22 protein-coding genes are annotated in these 24,929 nt (G+C 73.6%); 7 read left to right on the forward strand and 15 right to left on the reverse strand.

All coding sequences use genetic code 11. The features are described from left to right. Positions 1-23 precede the first annotated feature (23 nt). Positions 24-2,150, forward strand: a complete 2,127-nt coding sequence (locus QOM21_RS21210) for a fructose-specific PTS transporter subunit EIIC (RefSeq protein WP_407552265.1) — start codon at positions 24-26, stop codon at positions 2,148-2,150. A gap of 116 nt (positions 2,151-2,266) precedes the next feature. Here QOM21_RS21210 and QOM21_RS21215 read toward each other — a convergent pair whose 3' ends face one another. The 3 genes from QOM21_RS21215 to QOM21_RS21225 form a co-directional block, all read right to left on the reverse strand. Next, positions 2,267-2,527 carry a DUF397 domain-containing protein gene (locus tag QOM21_RS21215; RefSeq protein WP_407552267.1) on the reverse strand — a complete coding sequence of 87 codons (261 nt, stop codon included), beginning with the start codon at positions 2,525-2,527 and terminating at the stop codon, positions 2,267-2,269. Between the two features lie 198 nt (positions 2,528-2,725). After that, entirely contained in the window at positions 2,726-4,069 is a 1,344-nt protein-coding gene (locus QOM21_RS21220) for an Ig-like domain-containing protein (RefSeq protein WP_407552268.1), read from the reverse strand. A gap of 82 nt (positions 4,070-4,151) precedes the next feature. Continuing rightward, positions 4,152-5,393 (reverse strand): CaiB/BaiF CoA transferase family protein, encoded by a 1,242-nt coding sequence (locus QOM21_RS21225; RefSeq protein WP_407552269.1) that lies wholly within the window; start codon positions 5,391-5,393, stop codon positions 4,152-4,154. Positions 5,394-5,697: 304 nt separating this feature from the next. Between QOM21_RS21225 and QOM21_RS21230 the strand changes: the two genes are divergently transcribed. Continuing rightward, positions 5,698-5,958, forward strand: coding sequence for a hypothetical protein (locus tag QOM21_RS21230; RefSeq protein ID WP_407552270.1), 261 nt, complete (start codon positions 5,698-5,700; stop codon positions 5,956-5,958). A 91-nt stretch (positions 5,959-6,049) separates the two neighbouring features. Here the strand turns inward: QOM21_RS21230 and QOM21_RS21235 are convergent, their stop codons facing one another. Next, positions 6,050-6,652, reverse strand: a complete 603-nt coding sequence (locus QOM21_RS21235) for a YIP1 family protein (protein WP_407552272.1) — start codon at positions 6,650-6,652, stop codon at positions 6,050-6,052. An 84-nt stretch (positions 6,653-6,736) separates the two neighbouring features. Here QOM21_RS21235 and QOM21_RS21240 point away from each other — a divergent pair, with 84 nt between their 5' ends. Beyond that, positions 6,737-7,453 carry a VIT family protein gene (locus QOM21_RS21240; protein WP_407552273.1) on the forward strand — a complete coding sequence of 239 codons (717 nt, stop codon included), beginning with the start codon at positions 6,737-6,739 and terminating at the stop codon, positions 7,451-7,453. Between the two features lie 87 nt (positions 7,454-7,540). On the opposite strand, the gene QOM21_RS21245 is transcribed toward QOM21_RS21240, so the two are convergent. The 4 genes from QOM21_RS21245 to QOM21_RS21260 form a co-directional block, all read right to left on the reverse strand. After that, the gene (locus QOM21_RS21245; protein ID WP_407552275.1) at positions 7,541-8,773 is read right to left on the reverse strand and encodes a P1 family peptidase; all 1,233 of its coding nucleotides are present in this window, start codon (positions 8,771-8,773) and stop codon (positions 7,541-7,543) included. A 40-nt stretch (positions 8,774-8,813) separates the two neighbouring features. Next, positions 8,814-9,617 carry a L,D-transpeptidase family protein gene (locus tag QOM21_RS21250; RefSeq protein ID WP_407552277.1) on the reverse strand — a complete coding sequence of 268 codons (804 nt, stop codon included), beginning with the start codon at positions 9,615-9,617 and terminating at the stop codon, positions 8,814-8,816. 462 nt (positions 9,618-10,079) lie between these two features. After that, positions 10,080-11,240 carry a low temperature requirement protein A gene (locus QOM21_RS21255; protein ID WP_407552279.1) on the reverse strand — a complete coding sequence of 387 codons (1,161 nt, stop codon included), beginning with the start codon at positions 11,238-11,240 and terminating at the stop codon, positions 10,080-10,082. Positions 11,241-11,282: 42 nt separating this feature from the next. Continuing rightward, positions 11,283-11,618 (reverse strand): nuclear transport factor 2 family protein, encoded by a 336-nt coding sequence (locus tag QOM21_RS21260; protein WP_407552281.1) that lies wholly within the window; start codon positions 11,616-11,618, stop codon positions 11,283-11,285. Between the two features lie 188 nt (positions 11,619-11,806). Here QOM21_RS21260 and QOM21_RS21265 point away from each other — a divergent pair, with 188 nt between their 5' ends. Both QOM21_RS21265 and QOM21_RS21270 read left to right on the forward strand, forming a co-directional pair. Next, positions 11,807-13,066, forward strand: coding sequence for an amidohydrolase (locus QOM21_RS21265; RefSeq protein WP_407552283.1), 1,260 nt, complete (start codon positions 11,807-11,809; stop codon positions 13,064-13,066). A gap of 111 nt (positions 13,067-13,177) precedes the next feature. After that, positions 13,178-14,281 (forward strand): MerR family transcriptional regulator, encoded by a 1,104-nt coding sequence (locus QOM21_RS21270; protein WP_407552285.1) that lies wholly within the window; start codon positions 13,178-13,180, stop codon positions 14,279-14,281. A gap of 80 nt (positions 14,282-14,361) precedes the next feature. On the opposite strand, the gene QOM21_RS21275 is transcribed toward QOM21_RS21270, so the two are convergent. The 3 genes from QOM21_RS21275 to QOM21_RS21285 all read right to left on the reverse strand — a co-directional run bounded on the left by QOM21_RS21275 (position 14,362) and on the right by QOM21_RS21285 (position 17,260). Beyond that, complete coding sequence (locus QOM21_RS21275) at positions 14,362-15,576, reverse strand: FAD-dependent oxidoreductase (protein ID WP_407552287.1); 1,215 nt, start codon at positions 15,574-15,576, stop codon at positions 14,362-14,364. Positions 15,577-15,653: 77 nt separating this feature from the next. Next, a complete protein-coding gene (locus tag QOM21_RS21280) occupies positions 15,654-16,475 on the reverse strand; it encodes a sulfite exporter TauE/SafE family protein (RefSeq protein ID WP_407552289.1) in 822 nt (273 codons plus the stop codon). Then, positions 16,460-17,260, reverse strand: coding sequence for a GntR family transcriptional regulator (locus QOM21_RS21285; RefSeq protein WP_407552291.1), 801 nt, complete (start codon positions 17,258-17,260; stop codon positions 16,460-16,462). Before QOM21_RS21285 ends, QOM21_RS21280 begins: the two co-directional genes overlap by 16 nt. A 206-nt stretch (positions 17,261-17,466) precedes the next feature. On the opposite strand from QOM21_RS21285, the gene QOM21_RS21290 reads away from it, so the two are divergent. Both QOM21_RS21290 and QOM21_RS21295 read left to right on the forward strand, forming a co-directional pair. Further along, positions 17,467-18,840 carry a rhodanese-like domain-containing protein gene (locus QOM21_RS21290; protein WP_407552293.1) on the forward strand — a complete coding sequence of 458 codons (1,374 nt, stop codon included), beginning with the start codon at positions 17,467-17,469 and terminating at the stop codon, positions 18,838-18,840. 191 nt (positions 18,841-19,031) lie between these two features. Then, a complete protein-coding gene (locus QOM21_RS21295; protein ID WP_407552295.1) occupies positions 19,032-19,544 on the forward strand; it encodes an AMP-binding protein in 513 nt (170 codons plus the stop codon). Positions 19,545-19,564: 20 nt separating this feature from the next. Here the strand turns inward: QOM21_RS21295 and QOM21_RS21300 are convergent, their stop codons facing one another. From QOM21_RS21300 to QOM21_RS21315, 4 genes are read right to left on the reverse strand one after another with little or no spacing between them, the layout of a single operon-like run. After that, a complete protein-coding gene (locus tag QOM21_RS21300) occupies positions 19,565-21,319 on the reverse strand; it encodes an ABC transporter ATP-binding protein (protein ID WP_407552297.1) in 1,755 nt (584 codons plus the stop codon). After that, complete coding sequence (locus QOM21_RS21305; RefSeq protein ID WP_407552299.1) at positions 21,316-22,275, reverse strand: ABC transporter permease subunit; 960 nt, start codon at positions 22,273-22,275, stop codon at positions 21,316-21,318. Before QOM21_RS21305 ends, QOM21_RS21300 begins: the two co-directional genes overlap by 4 nt. Continuing rightward, positions 22,272-23,225, reverse strand: coding sequence for an ABC transporter permease (locus QOM21_RS21310; protein ID WP_407552300.1), 954 nt, complete (start codon positions 23,223-23,225; stop codon positions 22,272-22,274). Before QOM21_RS21310 ends, QOM21_RS21305 begins: the two co-directional genes overlap by 4 nt. Further along, positions 23,222-24,886 (reverse strand): ABC transporter substrate-binding protein, encoded by a 1,665-nt coding sequence (locus tag QOM21_RS21315; protein ID WP_407552302.1) that lies wholly within the window; start codon positions 24,884-24,886, stop codon positions 23,222-23,224. Before QOM21_RS21315 ends, QOM21_RS21310 begins: the two co-directional genes overlap by 4 nt. Between the last annotated feature and the right edge of the window lie 43 nt (positions 24,887-24,929).

Raw genomic sequence — 24,929 nt, forward strand, 5'->3', positions numbered from 1 at the left:
GGATACGCGCAAGGGAGCCCGCGATGAGTGAGCTGATCACCGCGGAACTGGTCGATCTCGACCTGTCCGCCGAAACGAAGGATGCCGCGGCCCGATCGTTGGCCGAGCGGATGGTCGCGTCCGGTCGCGTCACCGACCTGGAGGGCTTCCTGGCGGATGTGGCCGCCCGCGAGGCCCAGATGCCCACCGGTCTCGACGGAGGCATCGGCATCCCGCACTGCCGCAGTGCACACGTCTCGGCGCCGACGCTGGCCTTCGGGCGCTGTCCGTCCGGCATCGACTTCGGCGCACCGGACGGCCCGGCCGACCTGATCTTCCTGATCGCGGCCCCCGCGGGCGGCGACGCGGATCATCTGGCGATCCTGTCCACTCTTGCCCGCCACCTGATGGACGAGCAGTTCACCGGCGCGCTGCGGTCCGTCACGGATCCGGCGCGAGCGGCCTCTCTCATCCGCGGCGAGGACCCGGAGGCCGAGCCCGAGACGGCCGAGTCCGAGAAGGCCGAGCCCGAGGCCGCCCCGGCGTCCGGGGCGGAGGCCGATGCCGCGGCCGAAGGGGAGTCCCCCGACACCGCCCCCGAGGCCCCCGCGGGAGCCTCGCCTGAGGCCGAGCCTCCGCAGCCGCCCGCCGAGGAAGCCGCCCCGGCCTCGGATGCCCCGGCCCCCGAGGCTCCTTTCCGCATCGTCGCCGTCACCTCCTGCCCCACCGGTATCGCGCACACCTACATGGCGGCCGAGTCGCTGGAGAAGGCCGGCAAGGCCGCCGGCGTCGAGGTGGTCGTCGAGACGCAGGGTTCGGCGGGCTTCGAGCGGCTCGACCCGCGGGTCGTCGCGGACGCGGACGGCGTGATCTTCGCGCATGACGTCGAGGTGCGGGACAAGGACCGGTTCGCCGGGAAGCCGACCGTCGACGTCGGGGTCAAGGCGGGCATCAACCGCCCCGCCGAACTCATCGCCGAGGTGCGCGGCAAGGCCGAGCGCGGCGACGCGAGCGCCCCGGCGCGGGATGCCGCGCCCATGGACAAGGGCGGCGACGCGGCCGACGGATTCGGCACCCGGCTGCGCAAGTGGCTGATGACCGGCGTCAGTTACATGGTGCCGTTCGTCGCGGCGGGCGGCCTGCTCATCGCGCTCGCCTTCGCCATCGGCGGCTACACGATCGACAAGGCGCCGTCCGTCGCCGACCACTTCATCTGGACCGAGGCCACCAGTTGGGCGGCGCTGCTCTTCCAGATCGGCGGGGTCGCCTTCGGCTTCCTCGTGCCGATCCTGGCGGGCTACATCGCCTACGGAATGGCCGACCGGCCGGGCCTCGTCCCGGGCTTCGTCGGCGGTTCCATCGCCCTCACCATCAACGCCGGCTTCCTCGGCGGCCTGATCGCCGGTCTGCTCGCGGGCGGGGTGGTGATGGCGATCCAGCGGGTCAGGATTCCCCCGGTCCTGCGCGGCATCATGCCGGTCGTGGTGATCCCGCTGATCTCCTCGGCGATCGTCGGGTTCCTCATGTTCCTGGTGATCGGCAAGCCGATCGCCGCCCTGCAGAAGGCACTCACCGACTGGCTGTCCGGGCTCTCCGGCGCCAATGCGGTCATCCTCGGCGTCATCCTGGGCCTGATGATGTGCTTCGACCTCGGCGGCCCGCTGAACAAGGTCGCGTACGCCTTCGCGGTCGGCGGTCTCGCCAACCCCAACGAGGGCAGCCTGAAGGTGATGGCCGCGGTGATGGCCGCCGGCATGGTCCCGCCGCTGGCGATGGCGCTGGCCACGACCGTCCGCGGCCGGCTGTTCACCAAGACCGAACGCGACAACGGCAAGGCGGCCTGGGTGCTCGGCGCGTCCTTCATCACCGAGGGCGCCATCCCCTTCGCCGCGGCCGACCCGCTGCGGGTCATCCCCTCGGCGATGGCCGGCGGCGCGGTCACCGGCGCCCTGTCGATGGCGTTCGGCTGCACCCTCCGTGCCCCGCACGGCGGCATCTTCGTCGTGCCGCTGATCGGCCAGCCGCTCCTCTACCTGGTCGCCATCGCCGCCGGTACGTGCGTCACCACGGGCCTGGTGATCCTCCTCAAGGGGATGCGCAGGTCGCGCGACGCGCGGCAGGAGGCGGCGACGGACACCGCCGAGGAGGGCAAGGTGGCGGTCGCCGCCTGACCGGTCCGCGCACCGAAAGCAGTTCCTGAACGCCGGGGCCCCCACGAGCGGTGACGTGGGGGCCCCGGCGTGTGCGCAGCGCCCCTCGGCCGGGTCCGCGCCACGGTGAGATGCCGTCAGTCGGCGGTGGTGTAGGCGATGAAGAGGGACCAGGCGGGCGCGGAGAAGGTGAGCTGCGAGCCGCCGCCGGCCCGTGTGGAGTCCCGGACGTACACCGGAGCGCCGGGCTTCGGCCCGGCGGCCATTTCGAGGCAGGCGCTCTCGCCGTCGTTGCTGTGGCTGGACTTCCGCCACATCAGCGCCTCTTCTGGGCTGTCGCCCTCGCCGCCCGGACCGCGTCCGGACGTATCGCGGTCCGGTATCGCCTTTTCACTCATCGCTCGTCCCCCATCCGTTCGCTCCCCCTGACCCGTACGGGATGCATTCCCCTCGTCGGGGGCGCGTTACCGTCGCCCGCCCGCCGGGCGCGCGCTCCCATCGAGGCGGCGGCAGGCGAGGCGCCTTCGGTGCCACGAAAGACGGTGGCCGGCCCCTCCAGGGGACCGGCCACCGTCGTGTCCGTCAGCAGCCGCCGGTCAGGAGGCGCTGCCCGCCTGCCAGTCGGCCCAGGACAGGTTCCAGCCGTTGAGGCCGTTGTCCGGCTTGATGGTCTTGTCCTTCGAGTTCTTCACGATGACGACATCGCCCACCAGCGAGTTCTCGAAGAACCACTTGCCCGGGGTGTTGCCGCCGCCGCCCTTGGCGTCACGCAGGCCGACGCAGCCGTGGCTGGTGCCGGCGCGGCCGAAGATCGACGGGTCGCCCCAGTAGTTGCCGTGGATGAAGGTGCCGGAGGACGACAGGCGCATGGCGTGCGGGACATCCTTGATGTCGTACTCGCCCTTGCCGTCGCCCTTCGTGAACCCGACCGTCGAGCCGTCCATCCGGGTCTGCTCGAACTTCTCCGAGATGACCATCTGGCCGTTGTAGGTGGGGTTCTCGGGGCTGCCGCCGGAGATCGGGATGGACTTGAGGGTCTTGCCGTCCCTCTTGACCGTCATGGTCTGGGTGTCCATGTCGACGGTGGAGACCTGCGAGCGTCCGATGGTGAAGGACACCGTCTTGGACTGCACACCGGTGATGCCCTCGCCGCCCTGCACACCGTCCAGGTCGATCTTCATGGTGACCTTGGAGCCGGCCTTCCAGTACTCCTCCGGCCGGAAGTCCAGGCGCTGCGCACCGAACCAGTGGCCGACGACCGGCTGACCGCTGCTGGACGTCACCTTGATGTGGGACTGGACGTCCTTCTTGTTGGTGATCATCTTGTCGAAGTTGAACGACACCGGCATGCCGACGCCGACGCTCTTGCCGTCGTCGGGGGTGTAGGTGCCGATGAAGCTGTTGGCCGACGAGACGGTGGTGAACGTCGCGTTCTCGGTGGCGGAACGCCCCTTGGCGTCCTTGGCGTTCGCGACCAGCTGGTACTTGGTGCCGCGCTCCAGCTGGGCCGAGGGCTTCCAGGTGGAGCCGTCGGACGATATGGCGCCCGGCACGACGGTCCCGGAGTCGGCCGCGGTGAGCTTCACATCCGTCAACTTGCCGCCGGTGACCTTCACCCGGGTGTCGTTGATGCTGGCGTCCGTGGCGCCGTCCTTCGAGGAGACTTTGATCTTCGCGTCGGAGGCGTCCTTGGCGGCCGCGGCGTCCGCACCCGCCTGGCCGTTCTTGCCGTCGTCGTGACCGCCGGCCTCGGCGTTCCCCCCGCAGGCGGACAGGGCCAGCGCTCCGGCGGCCAGCAGTGCGGTCGCGGCCAGCGTGCGTCGCATCCGGCGGGAGCGCGGCATGCCCGTCCCCTGCTGCTCGGCAGGCTGGCGCAGCTGGTGCGGGGTGCGGGACCGAGCGGGCACAGGGTTGTCCGGCGATGTCACGAGCTGCTCCATACGAGGGTGTGGTGTTTTCCGTGCTGGTAAACAGCACCTGCGGACGTTTTTGGTTGCGGGTCCGGTTGCGTTGTGACCAACATCACACCCGTGGGGGCAGGGGCTGATCACGCGGCCCGGACAGCCAGGTTCGCAGCGGTGCCCCGTGTTCGTCCAGGCGGGGTGGCGCGGCAGGTTGGGAAATCGGGGTCCCCGAGAGGCGTAGCGGGCTGGTGACTTGGGGAATCCGGCCGTCGCCCACAGAGGTGACGGGGTCGAGCCCGAGCCGCCGTGCCAACTCCAGGGCCTCGGACAGCGTGTTGACCGGGCCGCACGGCACGGATACCGCGGCGAGCCGCTCGGTCCACCCCTGCGGGGTGTCGGCCACCAGCCGGTCCTCCAGCGCATTGATGAGGTCTGTGCGGTTTTGCACGCGATCCTGATTGCGGGCGAACCGGGGGTCGTCCGCCAACCGCGGGCTGCCCAGGGCCGTCACGAGCGCCCGGAACTGCCGGTCGTTGCCCACCGCCACCGCGAGCAGCCCGCCGCGGCAGGCCAGCGTCTCGTAGGGGGCGATGCTCGGGTGCCGGTTGCCCATCGGTCCCGGGTCGCGGCCGGTGGCCAGATAGCCGGAGGTCTGGTTGACCAGTGAGCCGAGGAGGGAGGACAGCAGGTTGACCTCGACCAGCTGGCCCTCGCCGGTGCGGTCGCGGTGCCGGAGCGCCGCCAGGATGCCGGTGGTGGCGTCCTTGGCGGTCAGTACGTCCACCAGGGCGACGCCCGCCTTCAGGGGCGTGCCGCCGGGCTCGCCGGTGATGCTCATGAGGCCGCCGACGGCCTGCACGACGAAGTCGTAGCCGGGCAGGTGGGCGCCCTCGCCGGAGCCGAATCCGGTGATCGTGCAGTGCACCAGGCCCGGGTGGGCGGCGCGGGTGCTGGCATGGTCGAGGCCGTACTTGGCGAGCGACCCGGGGCGGAAGTTCTCGATCAGCACGTCCGCCCGGCGCGCCAACTCGCGGGCCGCGGCCGCGTCGTCCGGGTCGCCGAGGTCCAGGGTGAGGCCGCGCTTGGAGCGGTTGGCGGCGTCGAAGTACGCGGCGGTGCCGTCCGCGGCGAAGGGCGGGCCCCATGCGCGGGTGTCGTCACCGGTGCCGGGCCGTTCCACCTTGATCACCTCGGCGCCGAGGTCGGCCAGCGTCGCGGCGGCCAGCGGCCCGGCCAGTACCCGGCTGAAGTCGGCCACGAGGACGCCCTCCAGCGCGCGGGCGGGCGGCCCGGCAGGGGCGGCGTGCCCGGTGCCGGCGTCGGCGGGTGGCAAGGGCTGCGGCTCGGACGGCTGCGGCACGTGCGTACTCCTCACGTCGCGGACGGTGTGTGGTCATCGTCAGGGGTGATCTTCGCCCGGGGGAAGCCTCCGGGGTGTCCAAGGGATCTGCCGGGACCCTGCCGTGCCGGAGGGGTGAGGGGCGGATGGGGGTGCGCTCCGGTGCACTTCGGGGCGCGCTTCGTGTGGCATGCCGGGAAAGCGATGAAATGTCATAGGACGTGCGTCACTTCGGGACGTAAGTCCCCTAATCCCCCTGTCGAAAGGCCCGAAGTGTGGTGTCTACTGGGATCTGATCCGTGCCCCGCCCGTTCTGGAGGCCCGTATGCACCCCTCCGCTGCGCTGCTGCAGCAGATCGGCTTCGCCGTCCTGCTCGTCGCGATCGTCGTCTGGGTCGCCGGCCTGCTCAGACTGATGCGACGGGAGCGGGACGAGGCGCCGGCCGCGGGCGGCGCCAAGGAGCTGCTGGATTCCGTGCCGCGCCAGACCGGTCCGGCCGGACCGCCGTCGGAGAGCGTGCAGCTGAGCGAGGCGGAGCGGGAGGCGTTCGCCGGTCTCGTACGGCAGTTGACGAGCCGCAGCTGACGCGTCCGCCGACGAGCGGCGGGCGAGCGCGCGAGAACCGGCCGCCCGGTGCGTGGCCGGCCCGGTCCCCGGCGGCCCCGGTGGAGCGAATTCAGCGCACCGGCCCGAGCTTGAGCAGGGCCAGCGCGGCGAGCATCTGCACCGACACCGCGGCCGCCGACTTCCTGGTCGACAGATGGTGCTGCCCCCGGATGAGGAGTACCGCGAGGACGTAGCCGAACCCCCAGGTCGTCCAGGTCGCCGCCTGCACGAACGTGGTGCCGGCCGGCAGCAGTGCGGCGAGCGCGAGACGCGGCAGGTCGGTGACCCAGAACAGCACGATGAACAGGCTCGCGGTCGGCGCGAAGCGGCCGTTGCCGCCGAGCGTGCGGGCGATGGCGTGGGTCACGGCGCCCAGGGAGAAGCTCGCCGCCAGCACGCCCGCCTCGGCGAGCCCGGCGAGCTGCAACGCCATCGTGCGGTTGGCGGACCACTGTTGACGGAACGCCTCCACCGTCAGCACCCCTATGGCGCCGCTGATCAAGCACATCAGTACCGCCGCGCTCCACGCGCTGCGGTCCCGCGCCTCGTCCATGACCTCCACCGGCCGGTACCAGAGCCCGAGGATCAGCCGGTGCCACCACAGGCGGCGGCGCGGAGCGGGCTCGCGAGGGGCGGGCTGGACAAGCGTGGGCGGAGGAGGCGGTACGGACATACGGCCGTTCTACCACCGGCGAATTCAGGACGATGCGGGGGCGTCGGGGCGGGGTACGAGGGCCCCGGGTGAGACGCTCGGCCGGTGACTGTTGAGACACCGGAGCACGACGAGGCGCACGGCGGCGGGCTCGGCAGCCGCCTCAACTGGCTGCGGGCCGCGGTACTCGGTGCCAACGACGGCGTGGTCTCCACGGCCGGCCTCGTCGTCGGTGTCGCCGGCGCCACCGACGCGCGCAGCACCCTGCTGACGGCGGGACTGGCCGGGCTGCTGGCCGGATCGATGTCGATGGCAGCCGGCGAGTATGTGTCCGTCTCCACCCAGCGGGACTCCGAAAAGGCGGCGCTGGAACAGGAGAAGCGCGAACTCGCCCGCGAACCGCAGGCCGAACTCGTGGAGTTGACCGAACTCCTGGAGGGCAAGGGGCTCAGTCAGGAGCTGGCCCGCGAGGTCGCGGAGCAGCTCACCCGAAAGGACGCACTGCGCGCGCACGCCGAGGTCGAGCTGGGCATCGATCCCGACGAACTGACCAACCCCTGGCACGCGGCCGGCGCCAGCTTCCTCGCCTTCACCGCGGGCGCCCTGCTGCCGCTGCTGGCCATCGTGCTGCCGCCCGTGGCGCTGCGGCTGCCGGTCACGGTCGCCGCGGTGCTCGCCGCGCTCGCCCTGTGCGGCTGGACTAGCGCCCGACTGGGCGCGGCACCGGTCGCCCGGGCGGTGGTGCGCAACGTGGCCGGGGGCGCGCTCGCGATGGCGGTGACGTACGGGGCGGGTGCGCTGCTGGGAGCGGCGGGGGTCTGACGGGGCGATGAGGGCTCGGGGTGCTACCGGTGCGTCGGGGCACCCGGACGCCGCGTCAGCCGGTCGCCCGCGGCGGCACCCTGACGGTCAGCCGTACAGCTCTCGGTAGGAGGGGAACAGCCCGCCAGGACCGTCCACCGTCTCCGCCGCGAGGGCGGCCTCGACCACCGCGCGCGTCAGCGCGTCCGCCCCCGCGGCCAGGATGTCGTTCAGCGCGCCGGCCTGCGCGTGGACCCCGAACGCCGGATCGGAGAGAGCTTCGTCGGGTGCGAGCGGGCGGGTACCCGTGGACAGCGCGAAGACCGTGTCGCCGTCGGAGAGCAGATGGACCGGGCGGATGGCGCGCGCCAGGCCGTCGTGCGCGGTTCCGGCGAGCTTGTGGGCCTGGGCGCGGGTGAGGGCGGCGTCGGTGGCGACGACCGCGAGCGTGGTGTTGAGGGGCGGCCGGACCGAGGCCGCCCAGCGGTCCTGCGAGATCCGCACGGCTTCGGCCAGCCGGCGCCGGGCGGTGGCGTGCACCGAGGCGGCGGGGAAGGCCGCGGGGCCCTCGGACTGCCGGCCGTAGAGGGCGCCGGTCCGCGGATCGGCGAAGGAGCCAGCCGCGTTGACGGCGGCGAGGGCGGCGACGGTGGCTCCCGACGGCAGCACCACGCTCGCCGTCCCGATGCCGCCCTTGATCCCGCCCGCCACCGCGCCCGTTCCCGCGCCCGTGTTGCCCTGCGCCACCGGAGCACCCGGGGCGCCCGCCACCGCGCCCGTTCCCGCGCCCGTGTTGCCCTGCGCCACCGGAGCACCCGGGGCGCTCGCCGCCGCGGCCTCCGCCGCCGCCCGGCCCAGCGCGGCGTCCGGCCGGGCCCGCCAGTCGCCGCCACGCCCGAGGTCGAACAGGGCGGCGGCCGGGACCACCGGCACGACCTGGGCGGGATCCGGCCCGACGCGGAAGCCGCGGCCCTGCTCCTCCAGCCAGCGGGCCACCCCCGAGGCGGCCTCCAGGCCGAAGGCGCTGCCGCCGGTCAGCACGATCGCCTCGACGTGCTGCACGAGATTGCGCGGGTCCAGCGCATCGGTCTCGCGGGTTCCGGGGCCGCCCCCGCGGACGTCGACGGCCGCGATCGCACCGCCTTCGGGGGCGAGGACGACGGTGGTGCCGGTCAGGTGTCCGCCGCCGACCCGCTGGGCGTGGCCCACCCGGAGGCCGGCGACATCGGTCAGGGCGTCGAGCGGGCCCGGAGGGCGGGGTGTGTCCGCCGTCCGGGCCTCCTGCTCGTTCCGCTCGTCGTGTGCGTTCCGTGCGTCAGGTCCCCGCTCCGCGTCCGCCATGACCCATGCGTACCACGCGGCCGTGCGGCCCGGCGGGCGGTCAGTGGCCTGCCGGGCCCATCACGATGACCGGGTGCAGGGCCGGGTCGAGGGTGCGCAGGAGTTCCCGCATCGCTCCCGGCTTGAGGGACACACACCCCTGGGTGGGGCCGTCGTGGTCGACGTGCAGCCAGACGCCGCCGCCCTTCCCCGAGCCCTGCGGACGTTGCTGGTCCAGCGGGGACGTGCCGGCGACACGGTTGTAGTTGATGGCGATGACGTAATCGAATGCGCCGGCCAGCGGCTCGCCCTCCACGCCGGTGCCGTTGGCGACGAAGCTGCCGCTGCGGTCGTAGGGCAGCTTGGTGCCCTCCGGCGGGGCCAGCCGGCCGCCCGCGTCGGTGAGGGTGTAGATGCCCTCCGGGGAGCGCAGGTCGCCGTAGCGGTGATCGTCGGTCCAGCCGCGGGCCGCGTTGTGCGCGGGCCAGGAGGGGCCCGGCCGCCAGTCGCCGGAACGCTCCGCGCGGGTGTAAAGGACGACGCGGGAGTCGTAGGAGTCGGCGCTCTTGCCCGTGACGATCAGTGCCTGGCGGGAGTTGGCCGGTATCCGCTTCCGGGTGGCGTCACTGAGGCCGGGGATCGGCCGGGGGGCCGTGGCGGCGTTCGGCGGAGCGGGGATCTCCGGGCCGGCGGCGCTCTTGGAGGTGCCGTTCCTGGCGTCCGTCAGACCGTCGTGGTCGTCACCCGAGGCCGGCCAGGCCCACAGGGCGGTGCCGACGAGGGTGGTGAGGGCGAATGAACTGACGGCTTTGCTGCGCCGGGACAGCCTTCTGCGCGCGCGGGACTGAGCGTGGCGGGCGGCCATGGCGGGCGTCTCCTCAGGTGCGGACGGGTGGACGGCCCGTGTTCCCGTGGGGGACACGCCGGGCATAAAAAGGGCAATATGCACCCTACCGTGTCTCCGGGAAGGCGCACGCGGTGCAGGGGGTCAAGGGTGAGGGGCCGGGGGTCGAAGTCCCGGGAAGTGTGGCTTTTTGACAGGTAATTGATGGGGTGACGGGCATTGGGGTGAAGGGGAGGGGCGCATTGCCCCGGGGCGGAAGGATGGCCGAGATGGGGGGTAACACCGTCTGAAATCAAGGGAGTTGTTGCCCGCATGGACGCCTGGTCCGGTGGGCGGCCGGGGTGGGGTGTGAAGCGGATGGGGGACCTGTCCGGCGGACGGGTGTATGGCAGCGGCCCGGGGGCCGCGGACGGCCGTTCGGCACGCTAACGGGGGAACTCCCACCGGAGGCCGTGACCGGCTCGGGTGACCGCGACGGAGCCGCTACTGCTCCGCCAGGGCGGTGCCCTGCCGGGCCGTCAGAGTGGCGCCGACGGCGACCGTGACGGAGGCCACCAGGCCGGCCGCCAGGACCGCCCAGTGCCCGGCGAAGGTGCAGGCCAGGATCAGCACCGAGGACACCGGCAGGACCAGCTGCTGGGCGATGCCGCGCTTCTGGTGCCGGGAGTGGATCAGCCACACCATGAACAGGAACAGGGCGGCCGGCACCGTGACGCACGCGGAAGCGGCGAGAACCGACAGATGCGCCGCCCCGCTCGACTCCTCGACCGCGACCTCGATCCCCGCGCCGACCGCGGCCACCGAGCCGTACACGGCGTAGTGGCCGTAGCCCCACACGAACGCCTGGCGGTTGGAGCGCAGGTGGAGGTGGATGGGCACCGCGAAATAGATCCAGTACGCGGCGAAGACCAGCAGCAGCCCGCCGCCCGCGATGGGCAGCAGCGTGCCCAGCTCGTCGTTCTCGTCCAGGGCGGTCTGCACGGCGACGGTGGCCGCCGCGACCGTCTCGCCGAGCACGATGATGGTGAACAGGCCGTAGCGCTCGGAGATGTGATGCGGATGCCAGGTCGTCTGGCGCTCCCGCTCGGCGAGGGTCGGCACCGACAGCTCCAGCAGGGCCATCACCAAAAAGGCCCAGGGCGCGGCCGAGGACGGCAGGAACAGCAGCGTCAGCCAGCCGACCTGGCAGAGCGACACGCCCAGCGCGTAGCGCAGCGCGGTGCGCCGCTCGGCCCCCTCCGCGCCGTACGCGGCCCGCAGCCACTGGGTGACCATCGCCAGCCGCATCACCAGGTAGCCGAGCCAGGTCACCAGGAAGTCGCTGTCGTCGAAGGCGCGGGGCACGCCCGCGGCCAGGATCAGCACACCCGCCATCTGTACGAGGGTCACCACGCGGTAGAGCGCGTCGTCGGTGTCGTACGCAGAGGAGAACCAGGAGAAGTTCATCCAGGCCCACCAGATGGCGAAGAAGAGCATCAGGTAGGCGGTGATGCCGTGGCCCGGGTGGCCTTCGGCCAGGCCGTGCACCAGCTGCCGGCCGGCCTGGGCGATGGCGACGACGAAGCACAGGTCGAAGAAGAGCTCCAGCGGGGTGGCGGAGCGGTGCGCCTCGTGGCGGCTGCGCGCCCTCATGGAGACCGGCATGTCAGCTCCTGTCGTCCGGTGTCACGAGGCCGCCGCTGCCGGTCAGCCCGTGATCCGCATCAGCGCGATCCGGTCGCCCTCGACGGTGAAGGCGAAGTCGGACGGGCCGTTGAAGCCGTTCCCGCCGACCTGGGTGCTGACCGTTGTGGTGGGCCCCTGCGACCGCGCGCCGGTCACCTCCAAGGTCACCTGCTTGCCGATGAACTCGGCGTCGCTCCAGCCGCGGATCGCGGCGGGACCGCGGAACTCCCGTCCCCAGTCGTCCACCGCGCCGTCCTCGGCGAACGCGGCGAGGAATCCGTCGCTGTCGCCGTCGTTGGCGGCCCGCAGGGCGCGCTCGACGGGGGAGGGGAGAGGCGGGCCGGACGCGCTGGTCATGGCGGCTCCTTGCACTGCTCGTGGTCCTCGGACGGACCGGGCCCCTCAGTACAGCGCGGGTGGGCGACACCTGCTACGAGGGGCGCGGGGCAGGCGGCGTGTCGTGTCGCCGGAAGGGGCCCGGCCGGGTGACGCCGGTCGCGCGGACCGGCGCCCGGGGGCGGCCCGCTCCGTGGTCGAATGCGCGTATGAGCGACAGTGACCACTCCCTTCCCGCTTCCGTCCTGGACCCGCTCGACGCCCGCCTCGCGGACCTCGTCGCGCTCTACGAAGACCTGCACCGCAACCCGGAGCTCGGCTTCCATGAGACCCGCACCGCCGCGGAGGCCGCCCGCCGGCTGACCGAGTACGGCTACGAGGTCACCACCGGTATCGGCGGCACGGGGGTCACCGGCGTACTGCGCAACGGCCCGGGGCCCGTCGTCCTGCTGCGCGCCGACATGGACGCGCTGCCCGTCACCGAGCGCACCGGCCTGCCGTACGCCTCCACGGTCGCGGGCCGGATGCACGCCTGCGGCCACGACGTCCATGTCACCTGCCTGCTGGGTGCCGCCGATCTGCTGGCGGCCGGGCGGGACCGGTGGTCCGGCACCCTGATCGCGCTCTTCCAGCCCGCCGAGGAGGTCGGCAACGGCGCCCGCGCCATGCTCGACGACGGCCTCTACAGCAAGCAGCTGGTGCCCGTCCCCGACGTGGTGCTCGCCCAGCACGTCGCCCCGTTCGGCGCCGGGCTGATCGCGTACTGCCCCGGCGCCTGCATGGCCGCCGCGGACAGCCTGGAGATCACCTTCCACGGCAGCGGCGGGCACGGCTCGCGGCCGGAGACCACCGTCGACCCGATCGTGATGGCGGCGTCGTTCGTGCAGCGGGTGCAGTCCGTGGTGGCCCGGGAGGTCGCGCCCAAGGACCAGGCCGTGGTCACCGTCGGCTCCTTCCACGCCGGGGACAGCGCGAACGTCATTCCCGACCAGGCCGTGGTCCGGCTCAGTGTGCGCAGCTTCGACGAGACGGTGCGGTCGAGGGTTCTGGCCGCCATCGACCGCATCGCGCGTGCCGAGGCCGCCGCCTCCGGCGCCGAGCGGGCACCGGAGACGGAGATCCTGGACTCCTTCCCCGTCACCGTCAACGACCCCGCCACGCTGCGGGAGGTCAACGAGACCTTCACCGGCCTCTTCGGGGAGCAGCGGCTGTTCGCCTACGATCCGGCGTCCGGCAGCGAGGACGTGGGACTGCTGGCGACGGCCGTCGAGGCGCCCCTCTACTACTGGTGGCTCGGCGGCTGGGAGCCGGAGGAGTTCCACACGGCGCTGGCGGCCGGCCGGCTGGCCCAGGACATCCCCTCCAACCACTCAGCGCGCTTCGCGCCGGTCGTCCGACCGACCCTGACCATGGGCGTGCAGGCGCTGACGACGGCGGCGCTCAGCCGGCTGGATCCGGCGCGGGACTGACGGGCCGGCACGTCCGGGCGGGCGCCGGGCGGACGGCTTGACCTTGTCCTTGGGGGAAGCCCCAGCATCGGCCGGGCCGGGCGAGGCGCCCGGTACGAGGAGGGCGGACAGGTGGACGGCAACGGGCCGGGCGGCAGCGAGCGGCGGGGCGAGCACGCCGGACTGCTGACGATCGGAGCCTTCGCACGCGCGTCCCGGCTCTCGCCGAAGGCACTGCGCCTCTACGACGAGCTCGGTCTGCTGACGCCGGCCCGCGTCGATCCGCTCACCGGCTACCGCCACTACGCCCCGGCCCAGCTGGAGCGTGCCCGGCTGGTCGCCTGGCTGCGCCGGCTCGGCATGCCGCTGGCCCGCATCCGCGAGGTGTGCGAGCGGCCGCCGGGCCCGGCGGCCGAGCTGGTCGCCGCGTACTGGGCGCAGGTCGAGGCGGACACCGCGGCCCGCCGGGACCTGGCCGCCTTCCTCGTCGACCAGCTGTCCAGGAAGGACACCGTCATGACCGAACCGCACACCCCTGTGACGATGCGCAGCGCCGCTCTGACCGACCGGGGCCTGGTCCGTCCGGCCAACCAGGACGCGGCCCACGCGGGACCGCGGCTGCTCGCCGTGGCCGACGGCTACGGCGAGGGCGGGGAGCAGGCCGCGGCCGCCGCCCTCCAGGAGCTACGGCCCCTGGAAGGACGGGACCTGACGGCCGTGGATCTGCTCACCGCCCTGGAGGAAGCGGCCCACCGGGCGCACCGGGCCGCCCCCTCGGGGGACGCGGAGGCGGGCAGCACCCTGACGGCGCTGCTGCGCTCCGGGTCCCAACTGGCGCTGCTGCACATCGGGGACTCCCGTGCGTACGTCCTGCGGGATTCCGGGCTGGTGCGGCTCAGCCACGACCACAGCCTGGTGCAGTCGCTGATCGACGAGGGCCGGCTCACCCCCGAGGAGGTGCCGTCGCATCCGCAGCGCGCCCTGCTGCTGCGCTCGCTGCACGGCGGCGCGGAGTTCGCGCCCGACCTGGAGCTGCTGGACGCCCGGCCGGGCGAGCGCTATCTGCTGTGCACCGACGGGCTGTCGGCGGTGGTGCCGGCCGAGGAGATACGGCGGACGCTGAGCGCGGCGGCCGGTCCCGAGGAGGCCGTCCGGGACCTCGTCGCGCTCGCCCATGCGTCCGGCGCGCCGGACAACATCGGGTGCGTCGTGGCGGACATCGTCGCGGTGGCCTGAGAGCAGCCAGGTGCCCCTGGGGGGCGGAGCGGGGGCCGGGCCGGGGCCGGGGCGAGCGTTCGGCCCCGGCCCCGGTGGCCTCAGGCGCGGCCCTTGAGCATGCCGTTGAAGTAGAGGCGCGGCAGTCCGTAGCGCTTGAGGAACCACATGTCGGTGCGTTCGCGGGTGGTGTCGAGGAGGGGAATCGACGGGGCGGGCCGCAGGTCATAGTCGAACTCGGCGAGCAGCATCTTGTGCCGGGCGGTGACCAGGGGGCAGGAGGTGTATCCGTCGTAGCGGGCGGTGGCCGGGCGCCCGCGGAGCCCGGCGAGCAGGTTGGCGACGACGACCGGGGCCTGCTTGCGGATCGCCGCACCGGTCTTGGAAGTGGGCAGATTGGCGACGTCGCCGAGCACGAACACCTGCGGGAAATCCGGGTGCTGGAGGGTCTCCCGGTCGGCCTTGACGTATCCGTAGGGGGACTCGGGGTCGGCGAGCGGGCCGTCGGCGAGCCACTGGGGGGCACGCTGCGGCGGTACGGCGTGCAGCAGGTCGTAGCGGAGGGTCTCGGTCGTGCCGTCCGTGTGGTCGGTGACCACCGCCTCGCGGGCCGCGCCGTCGAGGTGGGTCAGCTCCGACCGCAGCCGTACCTCGATGCCGTACCGCCGGGCGGTCTCCTCCAGCGCCCGGGAGAAGACCGGCACCTTGAACAGGGCGGGCTCCGGGATCACCAGGACGGTGCGGATGGCGTCCAGGACTCCGCGCTTGCGCCAGTAGTCGGCCGCCAGATAGGCGATCTTCTGCGGGGCGCCGCCGCATTTCACCGGCCCGGACGGCATGGTGAAGACCGCCGTGCCGCGCCGCATCCGGCGGATCATCTCCCAGGTGAGCGGGGCGAGATCGGCCCGGTAGTTGCTGGTCACGCCGCCGTGCCCGAGGGCTTTCGCCAGGCCCGGCACGCCGTCCCAGTCGAGCTGGAGTCCGGGCGCGAGGACGAGGCGCCCGTAGGACAGGACCCGGCCGGAGGCCGTGGTGACGGTGCGGGCGACCGGATCGACGGCGGCGGCGCGCTCGCGCAGCCAGCGCACGCCGGACGGTATGACGTCCGCCTCGGTGCGCAGCGCGGCCCGCAGCGGGGCCTGGCCGCCGCCGACGAGGGTCCACAGCGGCTGGTACCAGTGCGTCTCGGACGGCTCCAGCAGAGTGATCTCCCGGATCCCGGCCCGGCGTAACCGGGCGGCGACCGTGATGCCCGCGGTGCCACCTCCGACGATGAGGACCTGGTGGTGGGACGGGGTGGCGGTGGCGGGCGTCATGCGAACCTCCTGGGCGGATGGGCGGATGGGCGGATGGGCGAATGAGGGGGCAGGTGGACGGGGCGGGTGTGGGGGTGTCAGAGGCGTGGGACGGCGGTGGCCGCCAGGGCGACGGCGAGGACGGCGACCAGTGAGGCGAAGGCGGCGCTCAGGACCTGCGGCGGCAGACGTGCGGCGAGCCGGTTGCCGGCGTAGCTGCCGAGCGCCGTGCAGGCGGCGACGCCGGCCAGCAGCGGCCAGTCCAGGACGCCGGTGCCGGCCCGAGTGGCCAGCGCGGTCCCGGAGTTGATGACGATGACGAGCAGGGACGTGCCGACGGCCACCGGCATCTCCATGCCCAGTACCAGCGTCAGGGCGGGCACGACGACGAAACCGCCCCCGACGCCGAAGAAGCCGGTGAGCAGGCCGACGGCGGAGGCGGTCGCGGTGACACGCACGGGACGGGAGCGCAGGGGGACGGCGCCCCCGGGGAGCGGTGGCAGGGGCTCCGAGGCCACGCCGGCGCGCGCCGCTTGCGCGGCCCGGCGCTCCCGCAGGCTCCGTAACAGCAGCGCCACCGCCACCGCGCACATCAATCCTGCGAACGCCGCCATCAGCACGGCCGGTTCCGCCGCGGCGCTCCAGCGCGAGCCGAGGTAGGTGCCGGCGGTGCCCAGCGTGCCGAAGGCCGCGCCGGCCGACCAGCGGACCCGGCCCGCCGCCGCGTGGCAGGCCAGACCGGTGACGGCACCGACCGCGACCACCACCAGGGCGCCGGCGGTCGCGGTGTGCGGCGACTGGCCCGCCACATACACCAGCGCGGGCACGGCGAGGATCGAACCGCCGCCGCCCAGCGCCCCCAGCAGCAGACCGATCAACAGCCCGCACGGGAGCGCCGTGACGGCTATGAGGACGGACACGAGGCCCGCGGCGCGAGGGCGACGGACCGGCTGTCACCGGACCACTCGGCGACGAACGTGAACCGGTCGCCGCGCACCACCGTCTCGCGCCACTCCACCGGCCGTTCACCGGCCCGGCCCAGCCGCTCGATGGCGAACGCCGCCTCCCGGTCGGCCAGGCCGAGCAGCCACGCCTGCCGGACGTCGGGCAGGAACGGCTGGATGCGCTCACGGCCGCCGCTGACCTTCACCCCGCACCTCCGCGACAGTTCGCCGTAGAGCGAGGTGTGCCCGAAGTCGGCGTCCAGCAGCGGCTCGGCGAGGGCGGCGGGCAGATAGGCGGTGTCATGGGCGAGCGGCTCGCCGTCCGCCAGCCGCAGGCGTTCCAGCACGATCAGGGGTGCGTCGGGGACCAGCCCCAGCTGCCCCGCGATCGTCCCGTCGGCGGTCCGCTCCAGCCGCAGCACCTCGCTGCGCTGGTCCACCCCCTGGCCCTCCAACTCCCGGAAGAGGCTGTAGAGCGAGCCCAGGGGCTGCTGGATGCGCCGGGTGTCCAGCCGGCTGGCTCGGCCGCGCTCGGCGATGACCAGGCCGTCGTCGCGCAGCTTGCGCAGCGCCTCGCGGACGGTGTGCCTGCTGACCTCGTACTCGTCAGTGAGCCGGTGCTCGGCCGGGAACTCCTCGGTGAACGCGCCGGCATCCATGCGGCGGCGAAGATCGGCGAAGAGCTGGGCCCACAGGGGCAGCGGCGAGCGGCGGTCCAGTGGCCGGGGGCCGTGGGCGCCCTCCGGCGGCTCGGTCGTCATGTCGGTCCTCCGGGAGCGGGTGGCGCTGTCTGCGGTGAGCCGGCGCCGGGTCAAAGTGCCGTACGGGTGCGTGGGTTGGCGTCGAGCGGGCTTGTCGTCGCCCAGCCGCCTCCATAATGTACGTACATCCGTGCATCCGCACAACGCACTGTTTCCGTCGGCGCCCGTACGACCCGCGCGGGTGCCCGCGCCCCTGGAGGCCGACCGTGTATTTCGCGCAGTACTACCTCGACTGCCTCTCCCAGGCGTCGTATCTGATCGGGGACGAGAGCACCGGACGGGCCGTCCTCGTCGACCCGCGCCGGGACATCGACGACTATCTGAGCGACGCGGAGGCGGCCGGTCTGCGCATCGAACTCGTCATCGAGACGCACATTCACGCCGACTTCCTCTCCGGGCACCTCGAACTGGCCCGCGCGACCGGCGCCACCATCGCCTTCGGGGAGGCCGCGGCCACCGGCTTCCCGATACGGCGGTTACGCGACGGCGAACGCCTCGACCTCGGATCCGGCGCCGACGGGGGCGTCACCCTCACCGTGCTGGCGACCCCCGGGCACACCCCCGAGTCCATCTGCCTGGTGGTCCGCGAACACGCGGCGGACGAGGTGCCGTTCGGGGTGCTGACCGGTGACACCCTCTTCGTCGGCGACGTCGGCCGCCCCGACCTGCTCTCGGCCGCAGGACACAGCCCGCACGACATGGCCCTGCGGCTCCGCCGCTCCCTGCACACCAAACTCCTCACCCTCCCGGACGCGACCCGGGTCTTTCCCGCGCACGGCGCCGGCTCGGCCTGCGGCCGCAACCTCTCCACCGAGACCAGCTCCACCATCGGCGACCAGCGCCGCCTCAACTACGCGCTGCAGCCGATGCCCGAGGACGAGTTCGTCCGCCTGGTCACCGCGGGCCAGCCCGCCACCCCGGGCTACTTCGCGCACGACTCGGCCCTCAACCGTGACGGCCACCCTCTGCTGGAGCCCACGCCGTTGGCCGCCCTCACCCTGGAAGAGGCGTTGACGGCCCGGGACGAGCACGGCGCCGCCCTCCTCGACTGCCGCCCCCTGGACGTCTACACCCGGGCCCATCTCACCGGCTCCCTGCACACGAGCCTGGACACCCGCTTCGCGGAGTACGCCGGCAGCGTCGTGGCGCCGGGGACGCCGATCGTGCTGCTCGCCGACGCGGGCACGGAGGACGAGGCGCGCCTCCGCCTTGCCCGGATCGGCTACGACCGTGTCCTGGGGTATATCCCCGACCCGGCCGCGGCCTTGGCCCGCGAGCCCGCCCTGACCTCCGTGAGCCACCGCATCGGGATGGACGAACTCCCGGACGAGCACGTCCAGTTGATCGATGTGCGCAACGCGTCCGAGTTCGCCGACGGCGCCCTGCCCGGCGCGCGTAACCTCCCCCTGGCCACGCTCTGCGACCACCTCACGCTGCTGGACAGGCGCCGCCCCGTCGTCCTGTACTGCCGCAGCGGAAACCGGTCGGTGATCGCGGCGGCGCTGCTGGAGGCCCGTGGGTTCGCCGATGTGTGTGATGTGGCCGGGGGTTACGAGGCGCTGGGGGCGCGTGTGGGGTGACGGCCGCAGGGCGACGCCGCCCGCACGCCTCCTGCCTCGGCCCGTGGAAAAAGGTGCCGGCCGGGGGAATGGGCCTGCCAAAAAGCGGGCAGGAAGGCGCGGGGCGCCACGGGCACGCGGCACGGTCCCGTACAGCGGACGTTCAGCGATCGTTGATCGCCACTCTCCATGCTGAGCGCATGTTGCGCAGTGTGATCTCAGAGCACGCAGAAAACGCCCGGGAGGCTCACGACCCGCAGGCGTCGCGGATCGCCCTCACCTGGTCAGGGGAGCCGGGCCGGATGGAGGAGCTGACACACGGCATGCTCCTCGATCAGGCCCGGCGGGCCGCCGCCGCGCTCACCCGGCTCGGGGTGCGGGCCGGCGACCGGGTGGCGGTGCATCTGCCGCTGGTGCCCGAATCGGTGATCGCCACGCTCGCCTGCGGCCGGCTGGACGCGATCCGCACCACGCTGCCGGTCTCGCTGACCGTGACCGAACTGGCCGCCCGCACCCGTGACTGCGACGCCCGCGTGGTGATCACCGCGGACGCCGCGTTCTGGGACGGCGCGATACGGCCGGTGAAGCCGCTGCTCGACCACGCCCTGGCCCGTGGCGGGACCGGCCGGGGGCGGACGGTCCTGGTGGTGAACCGGTGTGCGCGGCCGGTGTCCTGGACGCCCGGCCGCGACCGGTGGTGGCACGAGGAGCTCGCCGCGGAGTGAGCGCCGCGGCGCAACGCCCCTCAGGGGAGCGCCGCCGCGGTCCGCCACCTGGCCGCCGCGACCAGCGAGGCGGTGAAGGGGTGCGTGGGTGCCGTCAGCACCCGCGCGGCCGGACCGGCCTCGACCACCTCGCCACCGTCGAGCACCGCGATCCGGTCCGCCAGCGCCGCCGCCGTGTCCAGATCGTGCGTGATCAGCACCAGGCCGGTCCCGGTGCGCTCCCGCAGCAGCTCGCCGAGCAGCTCGACGATGCCCCGGCGGCTCGCCGCGTCCAGACCCGATGTGATCTCGTCGCACACCAGCACCCGTGGGCGCGCCAGCAACGCCCGTGCGAGTGCGGCACGTTGCAGCTCGCCGCCGGACAGCCGGCCGGGTGGGCGCTCGACCAACTCCGCCGACAGACCGACCCGCGTGAACACCGCCCGCGCCTCCTCCCGCGCCGTCGCTCCGGGCACGCCCCGCAGCCTTACCGCCGTCCGCGCGGTCTGCGCCAGCACCGTCCGGTGCTCGTCGAAGGCGGCCCGTGCGTCCTGGAATACGTACTGCAGCGCGGCGATCCGGTCCGTCGGCCGGTCCCGCACGCTGCGCGGCAGGTTCTCTCCGTCCAGGGTGACCGCGCCGTCCCAGTCGCGGTGCAGCCCGGCGACACATCGCCCGAGCGTCGTCTTGCCGCTGCCGGACCGGCCGACGACCGCCAGGCAGGAGCCCGGCGCGACGTCGAGCGATACGTCCCGCAGTGCCACCACGGAGCCACGGTGCCCTGACCGGTCCGCCGAGGGCGCGTCCGGCCGACCCGAGCGGCTCCGGTAGCGGGCGGCGGCGATGCGTAGCTGAAGCCCGGGGGCGGGCGAGTTGCCCTTGGCGCCACCCTGCCCGTCCGGGGTGTGCTCCGGAGCCGCGTGTCCAGGGGGCGTCCGTCCGGGTGCCTTCTGCACGGGCGCTCCCGGCCCGGGTACGTCCGGCCCGGGTGTATCCGGCACAGGATTCCGGGGCTCCGGTATCTCCGGCCCGGAGGCGAGGAGTTCGCGGGTCCACGGGTGTTCCGGCGCCAGGAGTACCCGCCCCGCAGGCCCGGACTCCACCACGCGGCCCTCGCGCAGCACCACCACCTCATCGGCCAGGGCGCGGACCACGTCCAGGTCGTGGCTGAGGAGCACCAAGGCGATGCCCTGGCGCACCATCCGCTCCAGCTCCGCCACGATGCGGCGTTTGGTCAGCGCGTCCTGGCCGGTCGTCGGCTCGTCCGCGACGATCACCCGGGCGCCCAGCAGCAGCGCCTGTGCGAGCACCACGCGCTGCTGCTGGCCACCGGAGAGCTGGTGCGGAAAGCGGCGCAACAGTTCCTCTCCGAGGTCCCCTTCGGGCAACTGGGCCAGGGCGAGGGCTTCCCGTACACGCGCTCGGGCGGCGGAGCGCCGCTGCCGGCGCGGGAGTTCGGGGAGCCCGCCTCGCGCGATGTCGTACAGCAGCGCACCGACCCGGCGGGCCGGATTGAGGACCGCGGCCGGATGCTGGGGTACGTACCCGACCGGCCCGCCACCGGCCACCCGCACCCCGCCCTCGACCCGCGCGCCGGGCGGGTACTCGCCCAGCATGGCGAGGCCCGTGGTGGTCTTGCCGCTGCCGGATGCGCCGACCAGTGCGGTGACCGTGCCTGCCCGCACGGTCAGCGACACACCGTCGACGAGCGGCCGTCCTTCGACCTCGATCCGCAGCCCGGTCACGGCTGCCGCGGGGCCTTCCGGGCTGTCGTCGGGGCGCGTGTGCGGGGTCACTTGGCCGATCCCTTCGTCGTACGGGGAGAACGTGAAGAACGGGGCGAACGGAGAGAACGGGGCGAACGGGAAGGGGCCGTGGCGGCGCCGGAGCGGGGGCCGGGGACGCCCCGAGGGCGCGGTGGCGCGGAGCGGTCCGCGAGAGCGGTGTCGCCGAGGAGGTTGGTGCCCATCGACAGGGCCACGATCAGCAGGGCGGGCACCACCACCGCCCACGGCTGGACGAACAGGCCCGTGCGGTTGCGGTCGACCATCACGGCCCAGTCCGCGGCGTCCGGATCGACGCCGACGCCCAGGAAGGCGGCGGTGGCGACGAGATAGAGCACGCCGGTCATCCGTACGCCCGCGTCGGCGGCCAGGGTCCGCAGAGCGGAGCGGGCCACGTAGCCGACGGCGATCCGCCACCAGCTCTCGCCCTGCATCCGCAGGGCCTCCACCGCCGGGCGGGCGGCGGCCTCGGCCGCCGCGGCCCGCACCAGACGGGCCGCGTCCGGCACATTGATCAGGGCCACCAGCAAGGCCAGCCCCGCAGCGCCCGGTGCGAACACCGTCGCCACCAGCAGCACCATCAGCAGCGACGGCACGGCGAGCAGCACATCCAGCGGCCGCATCAGCAGTTCCTCCAGCCACGCGCGGCGGGTGAGCGCGGCGGCGAAGGCGAGGGGCAGCGCGATCAGATATGCCGACACGGTCGCCGCGAGCGCGATGACCACCACCGACCGGCCGCCAAGCAGCAGTTGACGCCAGACGTCCTGGCCCGCGAAGTCGGTGCCCAGCGGATGCCCGTCGGCGGCGGTGAACGACGCCCCGCGAGGACCCGGCAGCCCCGCCACCACGGGTCCCAGCAGCGCGAGGAGCAGCGGCACCGCCAGCAGGACCGCCCCGAGAACGAACCGGGCGGGGGAGCGGGCGGGCAGCCGCGAAGGCGGCGCGGCACGGAGGTGTCGGCGGCTCATGCGGCCACCCCCGTACGCGGTGCCAGGCGGTGCGTGACCAGATCGGCACCCAGGTTGAGGACGACGGTGACCAATCCGAACACCACCGCGAGGCCCTGCACCACCGGCAGGTCACGGGCCGACACCGCATCCAGCAGGACCGTGCCGAGGCCGGGGATGACGAACAGCGCCTCGACGACGATGACGCCGCCCAGCAGCCAGTCGACGGTCCGCGCGAGCTGCTGGGCCGCGGGGGCCACGGCGTTGGGCAGGGCGTGCGCCCAGCGGACCCGGGCGGGACCGATGCCGTACCGGCGGGCCTGCGCCGCGTACGGCGAGGCCAGCGCGTCGACCATGCCCGCCCGGACGAGCCGGCTGATCGAGCACACGGGGCGGGCCAGCAGCACCGCCACCGGCAGTACCAGCGCCGCCGGGTGGGCGAGCAGATCACCGCCGTAGCCGACGGCCGTCGGCGGCAGCCAGTCGAGCCGCAGCGCGAAGACGAACACCAGCAGCACACCGAAGGCGAACTCGGGGACGGCGTAGACGCCGAGGGTCACCGCGCTGATGACGCGGTCGGCGCGCCCGCCCTCGCGCCGCGCGGCCAGCACGCCGAGGCTCACCCCGACGGGCACCAGCAGGACGACCGTGAGCGTCGCGAGCAGCAGGGTCGGCCCCAGGCCGTCGGCCAGATACCCGGTCACCGGCCGACCGGTGACGAGGGAGTGCCCGAAGTCGCCGTGCAGCAGCGCCCCGGCCCAGTGCGCCAGCCGCTCGGGCGCCGGCCGGTCCAGCTGCATCGTCGCGCGGATCGCGGCGATACGCTCCGGGTCCGGCTGGTCCCCGGCGAGCGCGACCGCGGCATCGCCCGGCAGCGCCTCGGTCAGCGCGAAGACCAGCAGGACGACGGCCGCCGTCTGGCCGGCGCCCAGCAGCAGCCGTCGCGCCACGAAGGACCGCAGGCCGCTCATGCCAGCCAGACCTTGTCGAAGCGGGCCCAGTCGAGGGAGTTGGCGGGTGCCTGCCGCGCGACGCCCCGGACGTTGGTGGCGGTCCCGACGAGCCAGTCCGCGAATCCCCACACCAGGAAGCCGCCCTCGGTGTGCAGTCGGCGCTGCATCCGCCCGTACAGGGCGGTTCGCTCCGCGCGGTCGGCGGTGGACTGGGCCTGCCGGTAGAGCGCGTCGAAGTCCTTGTGGTGCCATCGGGTGGCGTTGGTGGTGGAGTCGGTCAGCAGCCGCTGGGAGAGGTGCATCTCGATGGGCATGGCCCCGGAGCGGTAGGAGCAGAGCGTGCCGGAGTCGAGGATGTCGCTCCAGTAGCTGTCGGCGTTGCGGTGGCGCACCGTCACCCGCACCCCGGCCTTCGCCGCCTGGTCGCGGAAGATTCCGGCCGCCTCGGTGAATCCGGCCGCGACGTCGGACGTGTCGAGGGTGACCCGCAGGTCCTCGGCACCGGCCGCCTTGAGCAGCTGGCGGGCGCGGTCCAGGTCCTGCTCGCGCTGCGGCAGCCCGTCCGCGTAGTAGGCGTAGCCCTTGCCGAAGAGGTCGTTGCCGATCTCGCCTGCCCCGGACAGCGCACCGCGCACCAGCTCCGCGCGGTCCGCGATCAGGAAGAACGCCGCGCGCACCCGCTTGTCGTCGAACGGCGGCCGGTCGGTCTTCATCGCGAACGCCTGCATCGCGCTGTTCTTCAGCCGGATGATCCGCACCTGGCCGCCGCGCTCATGGGCGCGCGCCGTGGCCGGGCTCAGCTCGTGGGCGTACTCGATCTGCCCGCCGAGCAGCGCGTTGATCCGTGCGGACTCCTCGCCCGCGGCCACGAACTCCAGCTCGTCGAGGTGGGGTGCGCCGTCCCAGTAGTCCTCGAAGCGCCGCAGCACGGTGCGCCTGCCGGGAGCGAAGGAGACGAAGCGGAACGGCCCGGAGCCGACCGGCTCGGTGAAGGAGTCGCTGCCCTCCGGCACGATGTACGCGCCGAACGCGGCCAGGATGTCGGGGAATTCGGCGGTGGGGCGCTTCAGCCGGAACTCCACGGTGGTCCGGTCGACGGCCCGGCTCGCCGCGAGGTCGAGCGGCTCCAGGTCGGCCTTCGAGCGGAACGCCTTCTTCGGGTCGGCGATGCGGCGGTAGCTGAACAGCACATCGGCGGCGGTGACCGGCCGCCCGTCGTGGAACGTGGCCTTGCGCAGGGTCACCGTCCAGCGGTCCAGCGTCTTGTTCGGCTCCCACTTCGCGGCGAGCCGGGGCCGCGGCGCCAGGTCCGCGCCGAAGTCGGCGAGCTTGTCGAAGAGGGCCTTGGCTCGGGCCGCGTCGGAGAACAGGTTCGCCAGATGGGGATCGAGGGTCTCGTTCACGCCACCACCGGCGAACGCCGCCCGCAGTCGGCCACCGCGCCGCGGCGGCCCGTCGTCGCCTCCGGAGCCGTCGGAGGCGCCGCCCGAGCCGCAGCCGGCGAGCGCGAGCGCGCCGAAGGCGGCGGCGCCCGACGCCCCGGCCAGGAAGCCGCGACGGCGCAGCGCGCCCCAGGAGCCCGCGGCGTGCTTCTCGGCGGGGCCGGTGCGGCCAGTGGTGTGGGTGGTGTCGGGCCGGGCGGCGGAGTCGGGCTTACGGGACGGCGGATCGTTTCTCATGGCGGCAACTCCTGTGAGCGGAATGGAAGCTGGGGCCGTGCGC

This window comes from Streptomyces sp. Pv4-95 (genome assembly GCF_045782725.1).
Taxonomy (GTDB): domain Bacteria; phylum Actinomycetota; class Actinomycetes; order Streptomycetales; family Streptomycetaceae; genus Streptomyces.